19 protein-coding genes are annotated in these 18,935 nt (G+C 55.4%); 5 read left to right on the top strand and 14 right to left on the bottom strand.

Features of this window, described 5'->3' with window-relative positions; translation table 11 throughout:
* Positions 1-13: 13 nt before the first annotated feature.
* From ntrX to BLM14_RS08615, 13 genes are all read right to left on the bottom strand, one after another.
* Positions 14-1,375 (bottom strand): nitrogen assimilation response regulator NtrX, encoded by a 1,362-nt coding sequence (gene ntrX / locus BLM14_RS08675; RefSeq protein ID WP_099999003.1) that lies wholly within the window; start codon positions 1,373-1,375, stop codon positions 14-16.
* 1 nt (position 1,376) lies between these two features.
* Positions 1,377-3,632, bottom strand: coding sequence for a sensor histidine kinase NtrY-like (locus BLM14_RS08670; RefSeq protein ID WP_099999002.1), 2,256 nt, complete (start codon positions 3,630-3,632; stop codon positions 1,377-1,379).
* A gap of 361 nt (positions 3,633-3,993) precedes the next feature.
* The gene (locus BLM14_RS08665; RefSeq protein ID WP_099999001.1) at positions 3,994-5,283 is read right to left on the bottom strand and encodes an amidohydrolase family protein; all 1,290 of its coding nucleotides are present in this window, start codon (positions 5,281-5,283) and stop codon (positions 3,994-3,996) included.
* Between the two features lie 65 nt (positions 5,284-5,348).
* Positions 5,349-6,080: an ABC transporter permease gene (locus tag BLM14_RS08660; RefSeq protein ID WP_100001136.1), complete on the bottom strand. Its 732-nt coding sequence runs from the start codon at positions 6,078-6,080 to the stop codon at positions 5,349-5,351.
* A gap of 26 nt (positions 6,081-6,106) precedes the next feature.
* Entirely contained in the window at positions 6,107-6,880 is a 774-nt protein-coding gene (locus BLM14_RS08655; protein WP_100001134.1) for an ABC transporter ATP-binding protein, read from the bottom strand.
* A 14-nt stretch (positions 6,881-6,894) separates the two neighbouring features.
* Positions 6,895-7,944: an ABC transporter substrate-binding protein gene (locus tag BLM14_RS08650; RefSeq protein ID WP_099999000.1), complete on the bottom strand. Its 1,050-nt coding sequence runs from the start codon at positions 7,942-7,944 to the stop codon at positions 6,895-6,897.
* Positions 7,945-8,009: 65 nt separating this feature from the next.
* Entirely contained in the window at positions 8,010-8,450 is a 441-nt protein-coding gene (locus BLM14_RS08645; protein WP_099998999.1) for a VOC family protein, read from the bottom strand.
* 4 nt (positions 8,451-8,454) lie between these two features.
* Positions 8,455-9,207 carry a FadR/GntR family transcriptional regulator gene (locus BLM14_RS08640; protein ID WP_099998998.1) on the bottom strand — a complete coding sequence of 251 codons (753 nt, stop codon included), beginning with the start codon at positions 9,205-9,207 and terminating at the stop codon, positions 8,455-8,457.
* Between the two features lie 268 nt (positions 9,208-9,475).
* Complete coding sequence (locus tag BLM14_RS08635) at positions 9,476-9,817, bottom strand: DUF779 domain-containing protein (protein ID WP_099998997.1); 342 nt, start codon at positions 9,815-9,817, stop codon at positions 9,476-9,478.
* 71 nt (positions 9,818-9,888) lie between these two features.
* Positions 9,889-11,406 carry an aldehyde dehydrogenase gene (gene adh / locus BLM14_RS08630; RefSeq protein ID WP_099998996.1) on the bottom strand — a complete coding sequence of 506 codons (1,518 nt, stop codon included), beginning with the start codon at positions 11,404-11,406 and terminating at the stop codon, positions 9,889-9,891.
* Between the two features lie 199 nt (positions 11,407-11,605).
* Positions 11,606-12,580 (bottom strand): GAF domain-containing protein, encoded by a 975-nt coding sequence (locus tag BLM14_RS08625; protein ID WP_099998995.1) that lies wholly within the window; start codon positions 12,578-12,580, stop codon positions 11,606-11,608.
* Positions 12,581-13,043: 463 nt separating this feature from the next.
* Positions 13,044-13,430, bottom strand: a complete 387-nt coding sequence (locus tag BLM14_RS08620; RefSeq protein ID WP_099998994.1) for a RidA family protein — start codon at positions 13,428-13,430, stop codon at positions 13,044-13,046.
* 52 nt (positions 13,431-13,482) lie between these two features.
* Positions 13,483-14,388, bottom strand: coding sequence for a PhzF family phenazine biosynthesis protein (locus tag BLM14_RS08615; RefSeq protein ID WP_237143497.1), 906 nt, complete (start codon positions 14,386-14,388; stop codon positions 13,483-13,485).
* An 83-nt stretch (positions 14,389-14,471) separates the two neighbouring features.
* On the opposite strand from BLM14_RS08615, the gene BLM14_RS08610 reads away from it, so the two are divergent.
* The 5 genes from BLM14_RS08610 to BLM14_RS08590 all read left to right on the top strand — a co-directional run bounded on the left by BLM14_RS08610 (position 14,472) and on the right by BLM14_RS08590 (position 18,288).
* Positions 14,472-15,377 (top strand): LysR substrate-binding domain-containing protein, encoded by a 906-nt coding sequence (locus BLM14_RS08610; protein ID WP_099998993.1) that lies wholly within the window; start codon positions 14,472-14,474, stop codon positions 15,375-15,377.
* Between the two features lie 207 nt (positions 15,378-15,584).
* Positions 15,585-15,794, top strand: coding sequence for a hypothetical protein (locus BLM14_RS08605; RefSeq protein WP_133123878.1), 210 nt, complete (start codon positions 15,585-15,587; stop codon positions 15,792-15,794).
* Positions 15,795-15,874: 80 nt separating this feature from the next.
* On the top strand, positions 15,875-16,588 hold the full coding sequence (locus BLM14_RS30970) for a hypothetical protein (protein ID WP_133123879.1): 714 nt from the start codon (positions 15,875-15,877) through the stop codon (positions 16,586-16,588).
* Between the two features lie 176 nt (positions 16,589-16,764).
* Positions 16,765-17,553, top strand: coding sequence for a GGDEF domain-containing protein (locus BLM14_RS08595; protein WP_099998990.1), 789 nt, complete (start codon positions 16,765-16,767; stop codon positions 17,551-17,553).
* Positions 17,554-17,778: 225 nt separating this feature from the next.
* The gene (locus BLM14_RS08590; protein ID WP_099998989.1) at positions 17,779-18,288 is read left to right on the top strand and encodes a DUF1993 domain-containing protein; all 510 of its coding nucleotides are present in this window, start codon (positions 17,779-17,781) and stop codon (positions 18,286-18,288) included.
* A 69-nt stretch (positions 18,289-18,357) separates the two neighbouring features.
* On the opposite strand, the gene BLM14_RS08585 is transcribed toward BLM14_RS08590, so the two are convergent.
* A complete protein-coding gene (locus BLM14_RS08585) occupies positions 18,358-18,831 on the bottom strand; it encodes a YfbU family protein (protein ID WP_157929502.1) in 474 nt (157 codons plus the stop codon).
* Positions 18,832-18,935: the final 104 nt, after the last annotated feature.

Here is an 18,935-nt window from a genome sequence, read left to right as displayed (position 1 = left end):
GCTGCTCGCCGAGCTATACTCCCAGGGATTTCAGCTTTCGGTGCAGTGCCGATCGTTCCATGCCAACAAACTCCGCGGTGCGCGAGATGTTACCGCCAAAACGATTGATCTGGGCAATCAGGTACTCCTTCTCGAACCGTTCACGCGCTTCGCGCAAGGGCAGCGCCATGATGTGCTGATCCGATTCTGTCGGAGGCTTGGGCAGTGTGTCCCCAATCTCGGCCGGCAGCAAATCCGCTGTGATCACGGCTTCGGGATCATCACCGCGCGCAAGAATGATCAGACGTTCGATATTGTTGCGCAATTGGCGAATATTACCGGGCCAGGAGTGAGATTGCAGTACGGCCATGGCGTCGGGCCCGATCTTGCGCGGCTTGATGCCCGCCTGGTCAGCGATCTGCGCCATGAAGAACTCCACAAGCGCCGGAATATCGTCGCGACGATCTGCCAATGGCGGTACAATGACCGGAACGACCGCCAGCCGGTGGAACAGGTCTTCTCGGAAGCGCCCTTCGGCAATCATGGCCTCGAGATTCTGGGCGGTTGACGAAATAATGCGCACATCCACCCGCACGCGCTTGGTTCCCCCCACGCGTTCGAATTGCTGATCGACCAGCACACGCAAGATCTTGTTCTGCGTTTCACGCGGCATATCGGCAATTTCGTTGAGATAAAGAATGCCGCCATGCGCTTCTTCCAGCGCGCCGACTTTCCGCTCGCCTCCATCTGATTCCGTGCCGAACAGTTCTATTTCCATACGTTCCGGCGTAATGGTCGCGGCATTCAGGTTGACAAACGGGCCCTTCGCCCGCGCCGACAGGGCGTGGATGGCGCGTGCAGTCAATTCCTTGCCCGCTCCGGACGGTCCGGTGATCATGATGCGGCTGTTGGTCGGGGCGACGCGTTCGATCGTCTGGCGAAGGTGGTTCATGGACAATGAACCGCCGAGAAGCTCGAAACTCTCGCTGGACCGCTTGCGCAGATCCGACACTTCCCGTCTCAGCTTGGAGGTTTCGAGCGCCCGTTCGGCGATGAGGATCAGCCGGTCTGCCTTGAATGGCTTCTCGATGAAGTCATAGGCCCCACGACGGATTGCCGATACGGCAGTCTCGATATTGCCGTGACCGGAAATCATGACGACCGGAATTTCCGGATGCCGGCTCTTGATCTCGTCAAGCAAGGCCAAACCGTCAAGCCGGCTGCCCTGCATCCAGATATCGAGAAAAATCAGGCGGGGAATGCGGTCATCGATCGCCGCCAATGCACTGTCCGCGTCCGATGCGACGCGAGTCTCGTGCCCCTCATCACTCAGTATTCCTGCAACAAGCTCGCGAATGTCGACTTCATCGTCGACGACAAGGATGTCAGATGCCATTTCAATTCACCTGTTTTTCGGTATTTTCAGCGACCTGGGTAACGGTCTGTGCTTTTGGAAAAATCATGCGGATCATCGCACCGCGGCCCGCATAGAAGTCGTCCGGTGCGTCATGCAACTCAAGCTGCCCGGCATGGTCCTCCACAATCTTCTTGACGATAGCAAGGCCAAGCCCCGTGCCCTTGTCCCGCGTCGTCATATAGGGCTCCAGCAGGCGCTGCCGGTGTTCCCTAGGCAAGCCCTTGCCATTGTCCAGGATCTCGACAATCAGCGTGTCGGCGTCTTGCCTGGAGCGGATCAGAACATGCCCGTCTGTGTGCCCCTCTTTAACAATAGAATCAACGGATTCCGCAGCGTTCTTGATAACGTTTCCAAAGGCCTGCCCCAACAGGCGGCTGTCAAACTGACCAAGCAGCGGTACATCGCCGAAATCCCGCTCAAAACGAATATCACTCCGGCTGACCTCGACAAGGAACGAGGCCTCACGCAGTGCTTCGCGCAGATCCACTGTCTTGATTTCCGGCTTTGGCATCCGTGCGAACGATGAGAATTCGTCAACCATGCGGCCAATGTCGCCTACCTGACGAATAATCGTCTCGGTGCATTGTTCAAAGACCTCACGATCTTCAGTGATCACCTTGCCATAGCGCCGGCGCAGCCGTTCGGCGGAAAGCTGAATGGGGGTTAACGGATTCTTGATCTCATGGGCGATGCGCCGCGCCACATCAGCCCAAGCCGTGGAACGCTGCGCTTCAACCAGATCGGTAATGTCATCGACCGTTACCACGTAAGAATGCTCGATTGAATCAGCATCTTCCAGTGTGATCTGCACGTTGAACGTCCGGGCGCTGCCACGTCGCGACATAGTCACCTGTTCGCGATAGACGGACCGCCCCGTGGCATGCGCGACCTCGAAGACCAACCCTATTTCCGGAACAAGCGCCGTAAGATTCTTGCCCGCAGCGGCTGCCGGATCAAGCGAGAACATTGTTTCGGCAGAACGATTGATAATGCCTATCACCCCGTCACCATTGACGCTGATGACGCCGGCGGTCACTCCGGAAAGTACAGCCTCGGAAAAACGCCGGCGTTCGTCTATCTGGTCCTTGGCGGAGACAAGATCACGCCGCTGCGTACTCAATTGCCGGACCATTGTGTTGAATGTCTGGGACAGTGAACCGACATCACCATCGTAACGATGGACTGGAACGGAGACATCGAGATTGCCTGTTGCAACATTGTCCGCCGCGCCAATCAATAGGCGAATGGGGCGTACCAGCCGGTCGGCAACAGCGATACCAGTCCAGATCGCCGATAAGAGCAAGGTCAGGGTGAGGCCGAAATAGAGCAAGGCAAAAAGAATCTGCGTTGTAATCCCGTCACCATCAGTTTTTTGCGCGTCGGCGGTCCTCTTCTCCATGACCCGGCTGGAACTGAGAATATCCGCATCGACGGGTCGCACGGTATAAAGGAAAAGCCCCGGTATCTCACGTAACTTGATGACAGCGCTGAGCAAATTGGTCTGTTCCGGCGGAATAAGAACCGGCTTGCCGTCGGAAGCAGTATCCAGCACAGCCTTCGAAACCGTGGGAATGGTGATGTCGGTCTTGATATCGGCACGCACGGCGACATCGCCATTCGATCGAACCAGGGCTGCACTGAGCAGACCCCTTCCCAACGCCTGCTGCGTCATCAGCCGTGTAAAGCCACTGCGATCAAGATTGTATAGCGTTCGTTGTCCATCGAGATCGCTGACCATCTCCAGCGTTGTGCCCTGCAAATTCCGGGCGCTTTCCTGGATGTAGGAGTTGGCGAGGCTGATGGACGAGTTCACGATCGTCGTCGTGCGCATTTCAAACCAACGGTCAAGTCCGAGATCGAGCGTAATCGAGGCGACAATGGCGACAATCAACGCCGGGACGGCAGCGACCAGCGAAAACAGCACCACCAGACGAACATGCAGGCGTGACGCCGCCTTCCCGCGATTCCTTGCCTGGGCAACGCGGTAAATCTCCCGCCCTATCAGGACAATCAAGGCCATGATCAGGATCGCATTGACACTTGTGAGCAGCAATGTGATCCGGCTGTCGGCGTGGATCGGTGTCATCCCGGTCAAGATGAAGAAGGTGATGCCGGTCGCAAGCAATGCAAGGACCACAGTCGCGATGCCAAGCCGGGAATAAAATCTCTGGGCGCTGCCGCTTGCAGCGCCAGACACCGAACTTCCAAACAGATTGACCGAGTTTGATAAGAGCATTGTTTATGCCATCCCAACGACGTGGCACTCATGCAACACATTGTGGCGGAAATGCAACGCTTTGTCTCTGGTGGTTACGCTAAATTGGCTGGTAGCCTTCCATCTTTCCCTAATCACCCACTGCTGCATATTGGCTGATTAGACGATATATCAGCACCAACCTCATCAAATGATTGGATATTTGCTCAATCTGCAGCGTGCCGCGCAACTTCCGATAGGTTTGGAACCTGATTTGTGTTGGCATCTTCGCTTTGTTGAGCCATTTCAATCTTCTGTGGATAGCCAAGATTCTTGGCTGAAACGGCGTGAGATGTGCCCTGACCGAGGCACAAGCCACGACGACATCACGCACTCATACTTGCTAACTCAGTTTCGGTGCGTAACTTGCTGAATCAAGATTTGCGGGGCGCCCGGCAAGTTCCAGGCTGCAGATTCGATATGGCGTCCTGGCGATAACCTTGCCAGCCTTGATCACAGCGAGACGAGTCGCCTTCAGGCGGATTGCTTCAATCGTGTCGGCGGCTTGCAGCAGGACCATATCCGCCTTGCATCCGACATCGAGGCCGTAGCCTTCGAGATTGAGGATTTTGGCGGGTTCGGTTGTCACAGCGGCAAAGCATTGACGCATGGCACTGCGGCTTGTCATCTGCGCCACGTGCAGGCTCATGCTCGCAACGTCCAGCATGTCACCCTGCCCCAGCGAATACCATGGGTCCATCACGCAATCATGGCCGAACGCCACCGTAACCCCATGAGCCAGGAGTTCCGGAACCCGTGTCATCCCCCGGCGCTTCGGGTAGGTGTCGTGGCGGCCCTGGATGCCGATATTGATCAGCGGATTGGCAATGGCTGCAACACCAGCTTCCGCAATCAGCGGTAGAAGCTTGCTGACATAGTAATTGTCCATCGAATGCATCGACGTCAGATGCGAGCCTGTCGAACGTCCGCCGAGGCCAAGGCGCAGGGTCTCGGAAGCCAGCGTCTCAATATGGCGTGACAGGGGATCATCGGTTTCGTCGCAATGCAAATCGATCATCAGACCGCGTTCCGCCGCAATCTCGCACAGTGCTTTCACGCTCGCCGTGCCATCAGCCATGGTTCGTTCGAAATGCGGGATGCCGCCCACCACATCCACACCCAGATCGAGCGCGCGTTTCAGCAGATCAACGGCACCCGGGTAGCGGTAATAGCCGTCTTGCGGAAAAGCGACGAGTTGCAGATCAATGTAGGGTGAGACCTGTTTCTTGACCTCAAGCAATGCCTCAACACCCAACAAGCGTTCATCACAGACATCCACATGGGTGCGTATCGCAAGCAGGCCTTGCGCGACCGCCAGATCGCAATAGCGTAACGCACGTTCGATGACGGCTTCATGGGTGAGAAGCGGCTTCAGTTCGCCCCAAATCTGGATACCGTCAAGCAGCCGGCCGCTTTCATTGAAACGCGGCTGTCCAACCGACAGGGTTGCGTCCATATGGAAATGACAATCAACAAAGGGCGGCGACACAAGCAACCCACCGGCATCGATCGTCTCGCCCGCGTCGCCGTCCAGCTTGGGTTCGACGGCAACGATCCGGCCGGATTTCACGCCGATATCAATGTTTCTGCGGCCATCCGGTAGAGTTGCATCGGTGATTTTGAGATCGAACATGAAAAACCTATTTAGCTTCGATAGTTGCACAAACAAGATAACGCAGAACTTAAAGTTTCACTACGTCAGTAGCGGACGAGCCTGCGTTCGAAGAAGGCAACAATCATGAACAGGATAATCGAAAGAGCCGACGACAACACAATCGCTGCATAAAGGCGGTCCGATTGATAGTTGAACGTCGCCTGGATGATCAGCGCACCGAGTCCTTTGTCCGAACCTATCCACTCACCGACGATAGCGCCGATAACCGCGGTAGCCGAGGCGATTCTCAAGGAAGCAAACAGCATTGGCAAGGACCGGGGTAAGCGCAGCCGCCAGAATGTCTCCCACCGCGTTGCCGAAAGCACATGGAAGAGTTCGTATTCGTTGGAACTTGCCGAACTGAGACCCCGGATCATGTTGACCAGGGTCGGGAAGAAGCAGATCACCGCCGCAATGACGATTTTGGGTGTCATTCCAAGTCCAAAGATAAGAATGATGATCGGTGAGAGTGCGAGAATCGGAATTGTGTTGAAGAAGAGCACGACCGGGAAATAAGCGGCCTGTAGAACGCGGCTGTGGACAAAAATCACCGCGAGCAGGACCGCCGCCATATTGCCGATGACAAAGCCTGCCAGTGCCTCGACGACCGTTGGCCAGAGATTGGCAAACAGGAGCGACCCATTCTTGGAGAATACGCCCGCAATCGCCGTGGGGGTCGGGACAATGTAGGCCGGTACGCCTGCGAGCGGCAGCAGAAATTGCCACGCCACCAGAATGGAAGCCACGCCGAAAATTGGGAGGAGCGTCCTGGTCATCACAGGGAGCGGCTTGTTCAGTTCGATCACGAAGCCCTCTCCAGTGCCTGACGCAGTTCTGCCATTTTGGCGATGATGGCGGGATCCTCGCGCGAACAGCGATTGCCTGACGCCTTGATCGGTCGGAGATCGGTATTGGCGACCAGACGCCCCGGATTGGCTGCCAATACAATCACATGTTCGCCGAGATAGACGGCCTCCGCTATGGAATGCGTAACGAAAAGAATGGTCGTTCCGGTGCGCCTCCACAGGTTGAGCAGTTCGTCGTTGAGACGATCGCGCGTGATCTCGTCGAGCGCACCGAAAGGCTCATCCATGAGTAGAACCCGGGGCTCACCGAGCAGGGCTCGCGCAATGGCGACACGTTGGCGTTGGCCGCCAGAAAGTTGGTGCGGATAGCGGTCGACAAACGCGGCAAGTCCCATCATGGCGAGAAGCTCGTCCGTTTTGTCCGCTACTTCACGCGTGAGGCTGTTCTGTCCGACGATGAGGGGAAGGCAAACGTTTTCACGCACTGTTCGCCATGGCAGAAGTGCCGCATCCTGAAAGACGAAACCGACGTCACGCCGGCTGCGTATCGCATGTGGTGTCTCGCCCAAGACATTGATCTTTCCATCAAGTGGATCGAGGAGATCGGCGATCACCCGCAGGAACGTGGATTTACCGCAGCCGGAAGGCCCAAGAATGCACAGCAGCCTCCCGGCCTCGACCTCCAGATCGAGACCGGACAGGACTTTCACATCGTGGTGCTCGCCCCGGTAACCGATATCCAGCTTCCTTGCCTCGATTGCGAGAGGCATCGAATGCTCGTTCTTCATGCGCCAGGAGCATTCAGCTTGGGTCGATCAGCCGCCGACAGCTCAAGTATCTTCGGCGTGTAGACATCTTCGAGCGCAGGACGTCCGTTCGGGTATTGTCCGATCTTGTCGAGCAGTGCCAATTGTTCGTCCAGTGCTTTCGGATCGAAGGTACCCCAACCGTCTTTGGCTGTGTTTGCATCGAAACTGAGTTTAAGCACCAGATCGATCGTCTTCAGTTCCCATTCCTTGTCGAGTTCGGGATGAGCGGAGACCAATTTGCCAACAGCATCCTGCGGATTGGCATGTGTCCATCCCCACCCCTTGCCTATGGCACCGATGAAACGCGCCAAGGTCTCAGGATCGCTTTCGATGGCGCTGTCAGTTGCGAAATAGGCATCCGCGTAGGATTGAAGGCCCATGTCACGAACAAGGAGGTCAATTCGATCGGCACCGACGACACTCAGCGCCTGCGTATTGGTGATCCAGCCCCCAATCGCGTCAACATCGCCGCGCATAAGCGGCGTCTTGTCGAAGCCCACATTCACGATTGTCAGTTCATTAATGTCGATGTTGTTCTTGGCCGCAATGGCGTCGATAACAAAGCGGGCTGTGGGCTGTACACCAAGACGCAGGCCCTTCAGGTCAGCAACTGAACGCAGTGGCTTTGACGGCTTCGACGTGAACGCATACGGCCCCGTTCGATAGCCGCAGGCTATCAGTTTGACTGGCACACCATTGGCCCTTGCACTGAACAGTTGCGGCGTTTCTGAAAACTGGCCAACCAGAGCCGAACCGGACACGACAGGCGGCACTGTCGATGCATTGGGGCCGCCCGGACTGAACTCGACTTCGAGTCCTGCCTCCTTGAAGTATCCATTTTCAAGGGCGATAACGTCACCAATCTGGCCATTCGAGATCAGCCAGTCATACTGGATAACCACCTTGCCAGCCGCCTTGGCATCGCTCGACATAACAAGTTGGATACCAGGTGAAAATGCGGCCAGTCCTGCCAATCCTGTCTGGAGGAAAGATCGGCGATTGAATTCGATATTGTTCCCACTCATTGTTTTGCTCCTGTTTATTGTTCTAGGATGCTTGCGAGCTGACTTTTCGATTAGCCCTCGCTTGGCTATTTTGCGTGTTCTTCGTGGTAGTCACCCGGCCCTCCGTCCAGCCAGGCGTAGAGCTCCCAAAGCGTGTCGTCAGGATCGGTGAAATAGGCGCAGCGTGCGTTCCAGATGTAATCGGCGGGCTCGCCGTAGAACGGTACGCCGCTGGCCGTCAGCGACTTGTAATACCCGTCCACTTCGTCAGGCGATCCAAGTTCCACAGCGATACAGACCTTGTGCGCTCCTCGCGGGCTCGTGCGGTTGGAAACGCCCGTGTGGGCATTGATATGGCCGAGCTCCCACGCGGCCAGTATCACGCCATCATTGTGAAAATCTGCAAACCCTTCTGCGCGACGACGCATCTTGAAGCCAAGCTTGTTGACGTAAAAATCCACCGTCCGCTCGATGTCCTCGACCAGCAAACAGACGTCCTTTATCTTGACCTTCTGCCCAAAGTTCATGATCTCAATTCCTGTTGGCCGATTGATGGACTGCATTATCCTTGAGCGGCAGCGTTACCCCGACCCTTTGAGCGGCTCCGACGATATGCGCCCGCATGGCGTTGCCCGCCGCTTCCGGGTCGCCTTTGACCAAGGCCTCGTAGATGCGAACGTGCTCGCCGACATTGATCTCGATCAAGTCCTGCAGGGGATTTGTCACCCTTGCATATTCGATTGAACGGCGGATCTGTTCGCACACGAATGAAATAAAAGTATGGATGTAGTCATTGCCGGTCGCCCGCGCGATCTCGCGGTGAAAGGCAAGGTCCGCATCGATACTCCCCTCCTCCCACCGTTCCTCGCCGCTCATACGATCGAGTGCTGCACTGATGGCTTCCAGATTGGAGGCATCGCGCCGTGCCGCAGCGAGCGCCGCCGCCTCGACCTCGAGAATGCAGCGCAACTCAAAAAGGCGCTCCATATTGTTGACGTTCTTCAAAGCGTCGCCATCGATACGAATGGAGGCTCGCTGCTCCGGCCCGAGGACGAACGCGCCGATACCCTGGCGTGCCTCGATCATTCCGTCGGCACGCAACTGGGCGATCGCCTCGCGGATGACATTTCTGCTAACTCCGAATTTCTCGGTTAGCTGTTGTTCAGTTGGTAAGCGCGCGCCCGGCGGCAGCTCGCCGGACGATATCTCCTTGCCGAGGATAGCAGCAACGCGATGTGGCAAGGCCTGTACTGTGCCAATCACGGGAGAGCGTCTCTTTACCATCGTGGCCCGCTAGTCAGAAGGGAAGTTTCGTTAACCTATACATATCATCCTACAACTGACAATACCGGCTTGCCAAAAAGGTGCGCGGAGTCGTGGGCACAAACCGTTGTTGGTGGATGGGCCACCCTCTCACGTCTGGCGATCGGCCCACGCTTCAGGCTCTGGCGGATGCGTCTGGCGCTGTGGCAAATGTTTTGGGCAGAACACTAGGCTGATATCCGCCAGAACCGGTCGTTGATTTTCAAGGCATATGAAAATCGAATTGCGATTATTGGTTGGGGACCGCACAAATCTTCGAACGCGTCAGGAACCTCACTTCGCGGCCATTATCGAGTGAGAACATGCCGCCACGGCCGGGTACGACATCGATGATCAGATTGGTGTGCTTCCAGACATCATATTGGGAAGCGCTGATGTAAACAGGTGCGCCACCGATTTCGCCCAACCGAACATCCTGATCTCCGATAATGAAATCGCCCTGTGCGTAACACATGGGCGAAGATCCATCACAGCAGCCGCCCGACTGGTGAAACAGGATCGGACCATATTCAGATTGCAGCGTTGTTATGAGCTGGAGCGCAGCAGGCGTCGCACTGACTTTGTCTTCCAATGATGTTCCTCCAAATGGGCCGTCTATGGCGCTGCGACAGCGCCATAGATCGTCGATTCTGATCAGGACAATCAGAAAAAGCCGAGCTTCTTAGGGCTGTAGCTGACAAGCATATTCTTGGTCTGCTGATAATGATCCAGCATCTTCAGATGATTTTCACGACCGATACCAGACTGCTTGTAACCACCAAATGCAGCGTGAGCTGGATAGGCATGGTAGCAGTTGGTCCAGACACGCCCAGCCTGAATAGCCCGGCCAAAGCGGTAACACGTGTTGGCGTCACGACTCCAAATGCCCGCGCCCAATCCGTAGAGTGTGTCGTTGGCGATCGATAGCGCCTCGTCATTGTCCTTAAAGGTTGTCACCGAGACCACGGGGCCGAAGATCTCTTCCTGGAAGATTCGCATGCGGTTGTGCCCTTTGAATACGGTCGGCTTGACGTAATATCCGCCCGCCAGATCGCCGGCCAGAACATTGCGCTCGCCGCCTGTGAGCACCTCGGCACCTTCCTGCCTGCCAATGTCCATGTAGGAGAGAATCTTCTCGAGCTGTTCGCTGGATGCCTGCGCACCGATCATCGTTGCGGGATCGAGCGGGTCTCCCTGCACAATCGCTTCGACACGCTTTAGCGCCTTTTCCATGAACTTGTCGTAGATGGATTCATGAATGAGCGCGCGGCTCGGGCAGGTACAGACTTCACCTTGGTTGAGCGCGAACATGACAAATCCTTCGATTGCCTTGTCGAAGAAATCGTCATCCTCGGCGGTTACGTCCTTGAAGAATATATTCGGCGACTTGCCGCCGAGTTCGAGTGTTACCGGGATGAGGTTCTGGCTTGCATATTGCATGATCAGGCGGCCAGTGGTCGTTTCTCCGGTAAAAGCAATCTTGGCAATTCGTGGGCTTGATGCAAGCGGCTTCCCGGCTTCCAGTCCAAAGCCGTTGACGATGTTCAAAACGCCGGGCGGCAAAAGATCACCAATCAGTTCTGCCAGAACGAGAATTGAGGCCGGCGTCTGTTCGGCCGGTTTCAGAACGACGCAGTTTCCTGCAGCCAGTGCTGGAGCCAGTTTCCACACGGCCATCAGAATGGGGAAATTCCAGGGAATAATCTGGCCGACGACACCAAGCGGCTCGTGAAAATGGTAAGCGACGGTATCGTGGTCGATCTCGGAGATTCCACCTTCCTGAGCGCGGATTACGCCAGCGAAATAGCGAAAGTGATCAATCGCAAGGGGCAAGTCGGCAGCTGTCGTTTCACGTATAGGCTTGCCATTGTCCCAGGTTTCGGCCTGAGCCAGCAGCGTCAGGTTGTCTTCCATGACCTGCGCGATCTTGTTAAGGATGACGCTGCGTTCCGCCGGGCTTGTGCGGCCCCAGGCTTCCTTGGCGGCATGAGCAGCGTCAAGCGCCGCATCGACATCGCTCGCATCGGATCTGGCGATTTCACAAAGAACCTGGCCGTTCACAGGCGATGTATTTTCAAAATAGCGGCCGGACTTCGGCTCGACGAACTTTCCGCCGATGAAATTGCCATAGCGCTTTTTGAAGTTGGGTTTGATAGTGCGGTTGAATTCTACCTTGTTCATGGATGACCCTCCCTGGCGCTATCCCCTCCTATCGGTACAGGCTTGGAACGGCGCGATTTTTCGATACCGCCTCCTGCGGCATCTGGGAGAAGGATCGCGGTTAGCACTGCCGCTGTCATCAGGTGCCAATGAACAAGGCCGTGACAGTGTCTCACTTTTGAGACAATCGGGGACATGATTGAGCAAGCGCCGACGTCTGTCAGTGAATGCCGAGCTTCTTTAGCTTGCGGTGGAGGGTTGCGCGGCCCATGCCCATGATCCCAGCCGCGACCGAGATGTTGCCTCCCGCGCTTGCCAGCACGCGGCGGATCACGCTGCGTTCAGCGGCGGCCAGTTCCCGTTCGGCATCGACATGCTGGCCCAACAAGTTGGCCGCAGGAAGAGGTTTGCTCAATGTATCGTCGGTCAATCCCAGGAAGTGGCGTGCAGTTCTGGACGCACCGATGACCAGATCATCTTCATCCACTGCGATAAGTGCGCTGGCAGCCCGATCGTTGCATACGTCGAATCCGAGCTGCGCCATAACAATGCGCGCTTTCGGGAAAGCGAGGCGGAAATTTTCAGCTTCCACACGGCGGGCTGCATCTACGACCGCGACAGCAATCAGCTTGACAAACTCTTCGGTCAGATCGGATCGGGCCGAAGAAACATCAATCGCCGCCATCAGACGTCCGCGGTGATCGAATATCGGGGCAACAGTGCAGGAGAGCGTAGTATTCTTGCTTCGGAAATGCTGGTCGCGGTGGATCGTCAGTGCCCGCTGTTCGGCAAGTGCCGTCCCGATACCGTTCGTACCCTCACTTTCTTCGCTCCACACTGCTCCGGTCCAAAGACCGATCTTGCAGAATGTCGCGTCATCTCCTTCGTAGCCGCGACGATCAACCGGAACGCCATCCTTGTCAGCCAGCAGGACACAGCAGCCCGCACCACCGACAGCGGAATAAAGGCGGTCCAGCGTCGACTTTGCCGTTGCGATCAACGATCCCAGCCGCTCGCGCGCATCTTTCAATTCGCGGTCAGTGAGTACGTTTGGAGGAGAACCCTGCTCGGGGTTCAAACCGTAGAGACGCATTGACCGACCCCAGGATGCCACCAGTGCGGATTGGGCAGCGGCACTCCCGGTCAAAGCGGACTGGATATGTTCGGCGTGCAAGCCCTCGTGCCGCGTTGCCATGGTCTCCTCCCAAAGTCCAAGCATCCTTTTCAACCGACAAGGTAAGCAAGTTCGTGTCCGGGTCAAGTTTACTTGGCCAGGCGGACACCGGCGCGCGACAATGAAATTCGCCCCGCGACCGGAAATACCAGCGGCGATTTGACGATATGGGTTTCTGGCTAAAAACAAAACGCGCTCCGTAGAGCGCGTCTTAGAAGGGCATTCGCCTGTGTTTTTAAATTCTTTTAGACGTCATCCCGTATCCACAGTGCTAAGCCCTATCCTAACTCAACTGACTATAGAATTTCCGGCTTAGGTCCCCCACTGCTGCCCGCTTGCTCGTACACATGCGTGAATGCTTTTTATTGTCTTCATGCGTTGAACCTGCGATCACTTAATTAGATTATGTAGCTGCGCGTTACGTCAGCGTGACTCAAGCCCTCTTTTTGAACGCTTACCAGCATATTTGCATAACCAATTGGAATTACGCAGCGGGAGCCATCGCAATAGCTTCAATCTCGACGCGCATGTGTGGCGCAACGAGCTGCGCGAAGACGGTTGTATTGGCAGGCCGGGCTTCGTAGCAATGCTTTCGGATGATCGGGATAATCCGCTCGAATTCTTCCTGACTTGCAACGAAAATCTGCACGCGAACAAGGTCCTTGAGTGTCGCTCCCGCCTTTCCGAGGGCGATTTCGATATTGCGAAAACAGTTCTCGCATTGAGCTTCGACATCCGCCGGAAACTCTTTTGTCTCTGCGTCGAAACCCGTTGTTCCTGACACAAATATCCAACCGTTGGCAACAGCAGCGCGCGCATAACCCGCTTTGTCCTCGTAAGGCGATCCCGAAAAGATGCGCTCTCCTTGCATGATCTAGACTCCCTTTTAACGTTCCGTGGCTATCCATTTTCCGCGCATTTCATCACAGATGCAGCGTGCCGCGAAACACCACCACACCTGAGCCGGAAAGTTCCGGGTCAGGATCAAGTCTTACCTGCAGAAAACTTTGCCGGCCCATCCGGGTGCCCTGTTCAATCAGGAGTTTATTCCCGTTTGTCAGCAGACCCATCGAGCCCAAATATGCACACAGGGGGCCTGCCGCGGTTCCAGTGGCCGAGTCTTCCCAAAGGCCCATTGCGGGGTTGAAAAAGCGCGCGTAAGCGGTTGTCGGATCGGCCGTTTCGAACGCATAGACATAGCACCCTTCGGCACCTGCGGGACCGAGCACCTGGATCAGTTTTTCTGCCAAGGGTTCGGCGCGATCGACGGTTTGCCGGTCGCGCGCACGGACCATGAGATGAGCGGCGCCAGTGTCAGCGGCACGTGGGGCTGGGTCCGGGAGAAGGTCAGCAATGCCCAGCCCAAGAGCTCCCGACAGGGAATCAAGACGAGTTAGTGGAGCTGACAGTTTCAATGGCGATTGCTTCATCCGGCCATGGATGCGGCCGTCGCGCGCTTCGACCGTTATCGACAATATGTCGTTCCCTATCTCTTGCTGGAATGCTTTCGGTGTATTCAGATCACCAAGCTGACCGTCATATCCAAGCCACAACCAGGCACCGAGCGCATTGTGGCCGGCACCGAAAACTTCTGCCCCGCTCGCGGTGAATGACCTGAGCCTCCAGTCCGCACGATCGCTTTTCAGAATAAACGTTGTTTCAGACTGATTGAACTCACGTGCGATACGACGAAGCACATCATCTTCAAGATGATCTGCTCCTTCCACTACAGCGAGAGGGTTGCCGTTCAAGGGCGCGTCGGCAAAAACGTCGATCATGCCGGAGATGAGATTGACCATGCTGAGCGCCTTTTTCTGAGATGAATTCATATCACTGATGTCCCCAAGAATATGCTGGTGACAACGCGATAGCAAAGTCGTATTTCTCATGTTTTAGATGAAATGGATTCATCATGACAGGATCGGATATCCCGCCCCTTACGGCTCTTCGCGCTTTCGAGGCAACCGCCCGCCTCAGTAGCTTCAAAGCGGCGGCGGCAGAACTTTTCGTCACGCCTACCGCCATCAGTCATCAGATCCGTCAGCTTGAAGAGTATCTGGGGGTGCGGGTGCTGGATCGGACACCGCGCAACGTAAGTCTCACACCAAAGGGCAAGGAACTCTATGAAGCGACCGTATCTGGTTTCGGCGAAATCCGCCGATCGGTCGCCCGGCTTCGCGAAGTCGAAAACTCCAAGGCTTTGACGCTTTCAGCGACGACAGCCTTCCTCAGCCATTGGCTCGTCCCGCGCCTGGCAGAAATCCGACGTATTCTACCGGAACTCGATCTGCACTTGCATGCTTCCGAGACGATCGTCAAATTGCATCCGGGCGAGATCGATATGGCCATACGCTATGGCAAGGGGCCATTCGCGGGTGTCGAGGCAACGCCGCTCAAGATTGATACGTTTGCCCCAGTGTGCAGTCCCCGGTTAGATATTACTGACCTCGAAGACATTCGCCGCGTCGAACTTATCCATGTCGATGGCCGCACCGCACCACTGCCGCTACCGGACTGGCCTAGATGGTGTTCGGAAGCGGCTATCAGCGGCGTAAACACCACCGTCGGGCTGCGCTTCTCCAACAGCATGCATGCCATGCAGGCCGCCATAGCCGGACAGGGTGTGGCAATTGTCAGTTTGGTACTGGCAACAGATGCCCTCGCCTCCGGACTGCTGGTCCAGCCCTTTCGCCAAACCCTGAGCGGTGACATCTATCATTTTGCTTGCGCGCCCGGGATCGGCACCCGCACCGACATTGAAACGCTTCGCGAATGGTTCCGCCAAGAGTTGAACGTCCCTCCGCTTCTCGGCCCCTGAGATATTCGTTGAAAAAAGCATGTTCATCTGATTACGTGACGCGGTGGCTGGACTTTTGGGGGAACCATGCCTTTTTCACGGTCGGATCAGCTGACTTATTCGCCGGCAGATTTGCGGATAATGGAACATGCCTACGCGCAGGCCTCCGCTTTGCTGAAGAGGTCACCCAAAACCGACCCACGCGCCAACCGCCTGGCACGGACAGTCATGATGTTCTTCAACCGGGGCATGCGCGATCCTGATCTCATTGCAGCTGTGGCTGCCAACCGCGAAATAAGTCGCGAATTTCGCGACAGCATCGAACGGGGAACTAAACCGACAATGCGTGAAAGGGTAACCGCCGGGCAAATTGCGGCGGCATTGCATGAGAGGGGGAGCGCTTGTGGTGATGGAGATGGCTTGATCGAAGAGTCGTAAGTCAAAATTTGCGTATACAGACGGAATATCGAAGAAGGGATCGCCATTGATCCGCAGCGAGGAGACACGGGGAGCAGCCTATGTTTATTCGGGTCATCGTCTGGCTAGGATCAATTGTCGCTCTGAGTGCTTGCGCCTCCGTCGACTACTCCAAACTTCCTCCGGGAAGCTTCAGCGGCAGCCTTTTCGTCATGTGGGTCGATGAAGGTGGATCAAGCGGGGATGGAAACTTCTTGTTTGTCCCCGACCCCAACGATCCTCTCATATTCCGCCGTTCCGATCCCCGACAACCGGGCTCAGTTATCCGTCCTGGACTAATGTATACGGATGGGGGGTCCATCCCCAAAATCGCCCAAGTATTCAAAGGATTGTCCCCTTGGGGATACGCACCGGCATACATGATCCATGACTGGATCTTTACAGCGCGTCACTGCATCGTCGACGGTGAAAACAACCCGCGCTTCGACCAGGTACGGGATGTAACATTCGACGATTCATCCGAAATTCTGGGCGAAGCAATTCGGGGATTGGTAGAGGCGGAACGCGTACAGCCGAACGATGTTGCGGGAGGTGCGATCACGACAGCGGTTGGCAGTGTTATCGCCAAGGGACTTTGGGATAAACGCGGCGCTTGCAAAGATTTGATCGTTAAACCCAAGGACGTAGCAGCGGCCGAAGCAGCAATCCCAGGTTCATCCCGACTAATTGCCAGGCGCAGTTTCCGCCTGCCCCCAGAAACACCGCCCGTTCCTGTGCAACGCCGGGCAAAAATCATCACGCGAGTCACATTCTGAGTAGTTCAGCCAAGCGTTGGCCTACAAAAGCTTGGATTTGCTTGGTTGGGACACTGCTTTAGCCAATCAAAGTACACCAACTCAATAACAGTTAAAATTTACAATATTCGCAAAGAGCTTTCTTCATGGCTTTCCGGTGTATTGTTATCCCGGTAACAATACACTCGGCGGACGCAATGACGACCTACGATTTCTGGACAGCCAAGTTTGGCGATTATGCCCCGATGCAACAAATCACGATCATGGTCGGCATGGCAGTCGTTGCATCGAACGCCCTGGCAACGGGCTTCTTCCTAGTCATCGGTCTCGATCAGATCGCGACTGTCTTGGTTGCCACAACGCTCATCGTCGTGATTGTAAGCGTTCCGCTTGGCGCGTTCCTCATCGGCCTCAATTTCCGGTTGAAACAGGCGGCGATACAGCTCGATGTGGCATCCCGCAAGGACGGCCTTACTGGCCTTGGCAACCGCAACGAATTCTACCTGCAGGCGCAGCGGCAAATCGTATTGTGCGACCCTGAGAAGAGCGCTGATGCAGTTCTCTACATCGACGCCGATCATTTCAAGTCAATCAACGATCGCTACGGACACGCGGTTGGAGACAGTGTACTCCAGGAAATAGGCAGCCTTATTCGTTTCACTATCGGCGAGTGGGATTTCGCCGCTCGGTTTGGCGGCGAGGAGTTCGCTATTTTCCTCAGCAACGCCGATCTTGGGAAAGCCGATTGGCTGTCACATAAAATTCTTACCGGCGTTCGGGATATTTCGAAACATCTGCTAATCGCTGATCTCGACGTGACGGTGAGTGTCGGGATATCGATCCACGAACCGGGGCAATCACTGGAAGCAGCGCTGATTGCAGCGGACAAATGTCTTTATGCCGCCAAAAGCCAGGGGCGCAACCGCATTGTGCACGCAGACAGCAACCTGACAGTCTTGCATGAGCCCCAAATTCGAATGATCTGAATAATGGGCCGACACGCCAGGCTTGCTGAAAAGTCCCAACCACAAAACGCCAAACTCACTAGTCAGTTCAGACAAATATCCGATGAACCGAACACGCTGCCCTTGAAAAAGCGTGGCGGCGGCGTATTTGCGAGTAGCGCTGATGAATGTTGGAATATCATTCCTGATCTGCCTCATTCGGACCACGAACTTTGCAAATCCGCCAATGCTTTAAGGAGCACAACCATGTCCCTCTCCATGCACAAAATATCAGTCCCGGCATTTGTTCGCGGCTTCTCGGTTCTTTCATCGTTGGTAGACAAGGCAGAGGCATTCGGAGCGGAGAAGAAAATCAATCCCGCAGTGCTCTTCAATGCGCGCCTTGCGCCGGATATGCTGCCATTTTCAGGTCAGATCCAGCGTGCGAGCGATACGTCGAAGGCTACGATCGGCCGCCTTACAACGATCGAAGTGCCGAAATTTCCCGATGAGGAGGCCAGCTTTTCCGAACTGCGCGAGCGCATTGCCAAGACCGTCGCATTTCTGGAAAGTGTGGATCCGTCGGCACTCAATGGCAGTGACGACAAGGAGGTCACGTTGAGCTCCGGCGGTCTGAAAGTCACATTGAGTGGTGCGGAATACATTTTGAAATTCGCCCTGCCGAACTTCTACTTCCACGCCACGACAGCTCAAAATATCCTGCGACACAATGGCGTTCAGGTCGGTAAACTCGATTACCTCGGCAAGCTGGGCTGATTTTCATCAATATTGTGACCGTGGCGCGGTAAGTGCAGCCACGGTCAATGATGCAATGTTACGGAGAAGCTAGGCGACCAGATGTTCGATCTGATCAGCAGACAGCTCGCGCTTTCTTCCGATTTCGTCCCACCGCTTCAGCATCGTGCGATATCTTTCCAGCTGAAGCTCCGGTCGATTGTCTGCGCTCTTTGAGATTTCCTGCGGAAATTTAAGTATCTTGCTCAGAAAATCAGCATAGGAAAAATGCCCGCTTGATTGAGTTGGTCCAAAGCCGACGAATTTCGTCTTGTCAGCAATGTTGTTGCTTATACCATTGCTGGAAGCCTTGATTGCCCGGAACAGCAGAAGAATGTCGGCGACTTCCTGAGCCGCCTCCTCGCTCACGGTAGTGTTGGAAATTCCAAGGTCTTCGTAGAGGCTTTCCAACCCCTTTTCCACGACTTCCTGGTGACGTTCGTAGAGACTGGACTTCTCTGGATCAAGCTTCTTCAAGATTTCGTATTGGTTAAACAATACTAAACGTTCCGCAAAACTAAACACCATTCACCTCCGTATGATCTGACCGCAATACGACACCCTGCCGTTTGCCTATAATTCACGGGATTTCTGATGATTACTCTGCGCATACTCCTCTTAAGAAGCCG

This window comes from Phyllobacterium zundukense, assembly GCF_002764115.1.
Lineage (GTDB): Bacteria > Pseudomonadota > Alphaproteobacteria > Rhizobiales > Rhizobiaceae > Phyllobacterium > Phyllobacterium zundukense.
The sequence above is the reverse complement of the archived record's forward strand: the minus strand, read 5'-3'. Positions and strand labels throughout refer to the sequence as shown.

What these genes read in the sequence shown, in the direction of transcription:
- ntrX (WP_099999003.1), bottom strand. Translation starts at nt 1,375, where the DNA reads ATGGCATCTGACATCCTTGTCGTCGACGATGAAGTCGACATTCGCGAG.
- BLM14_RS08670 (WP_099999002.1), bottom strand. Translation starts at nt 3,632, where the DNA reads ATGCTCTTATCAAACTCGGTCAATCTGTTTGGAAGTTCGGTGTCTGGC.
- BLM14_RS08665 (WP_099999001.1), bottom strand. Translation starts at nt 5,283, where the DNA reads ATGTTCGATCTCAAAATCACCGATGCAACTCTACCGGATGGCCGCAGA.
- BLM14_RS08660 (WP_100001136.1), bottom strand. Translation starts at nt 6,080, where the DNA reads ATGACCAGGACGCTCCTCCCAATTTTCGGCGTGGCTTCCATTCTGGTG.
- BLM14_RS08655 (WP_100001134.1), bottom strand. Translation starts at nt 6,880, where the DNA reads ATGCCTCTCGCAATCGAGGCAAGGAAGCTGGATATCGGTTACCGGGGC.
- BLM14_RS08650 (WP_099999000.1), bottom strand. Translation starts at nt 7,944, where the DNA reads ATGAGTGGGAACAATATCGAATTCAATCGCCGATCTTTCCTCCAGACA.
- BLM14_RS08645 (WP_099998999.1), bottom strand. Translation starts at nt 8,450, where the DNA reads ATGAACTTTGGGCAGAAGGTCAAGATAAAGGACGTCTGTTTGCTGGTC.
- BLM14_RS08640 (WP_099998998.1), bottom strand. Translation starts at nt 9,207, where the DNA reads ATGGTAAAGAGACGCTCTCCCGTGATTGGCACAGTACAGGCCTTGCCA.
- adh (WP_099998996.1), bottom strand. Translation starts at nt 11,406, where the DNA reads ATGAACAAGGTAGAATTCAACCGCACTATCAAACCCAACTTCAAAAAG.
- BLM14_RS08625 (WP_099998995.1), bottom strand. Translation starts at nt 12,580, where the DNA reads ATGGCAACGCGGCACGAGGGCTTGCACGCCGAACATATCCAGTCCGCT.
- BLM14_RS08620 (WP_099998994.1), bottom strand. Translation starts at nt 13,430, where the DNA reads ATGCAAGGAGAGCGCATCTTTTCGGGATCGCCTTACGAGGACAAAGCG.
- BLM14_RS08615 (WP_237143497.1), bottom strand. Translation starts at nt 14,388, where the DNA reads ATGAATTCATCTCAGAAAAAGGCGCTCAGCATGGTCAATCTCATCTCC.
- BLM14_RS08610 (WP_099998993.1), top strand. Translation starts at nt 14,472, where the DNA reads ATGACAGGATCGGATATCCCGCCCCTTACGGCTCTTCGCGCTTTCGAG.
- BLM14_RS08605 (WP_133123878.1), top strand. Translation starts at nt 15,585, where the DNA reads ATGATGTTCTTCAACCGGGGCATGCGCGATCCTGATCTCATTGCAGCT.
- BLM14_RS30970 (WP_133123879.1), top strand. Translation starts at nt 15,875, where the DNA reads ATGTTTATTCGGGTCATCGTCTGGCTAGGATCAATTGTCGCTCTGAGT.
- BLM14_RS08595 (WP_099998990.1), top strand. Translation starts at nt 16,765, where the DNA reads ATGACGACCTACGATTTCTGGACAGCCAAGTTTGGCGATTATGCCCCG.
- BLM14_RS08590 (WP_099998989.1), top strand. Translation starts at nt 17,779, where the DNA reads ATGTCCCTCTCCATGCACAAAATATCAGTCCCGGCATTTGTTCGCGGC.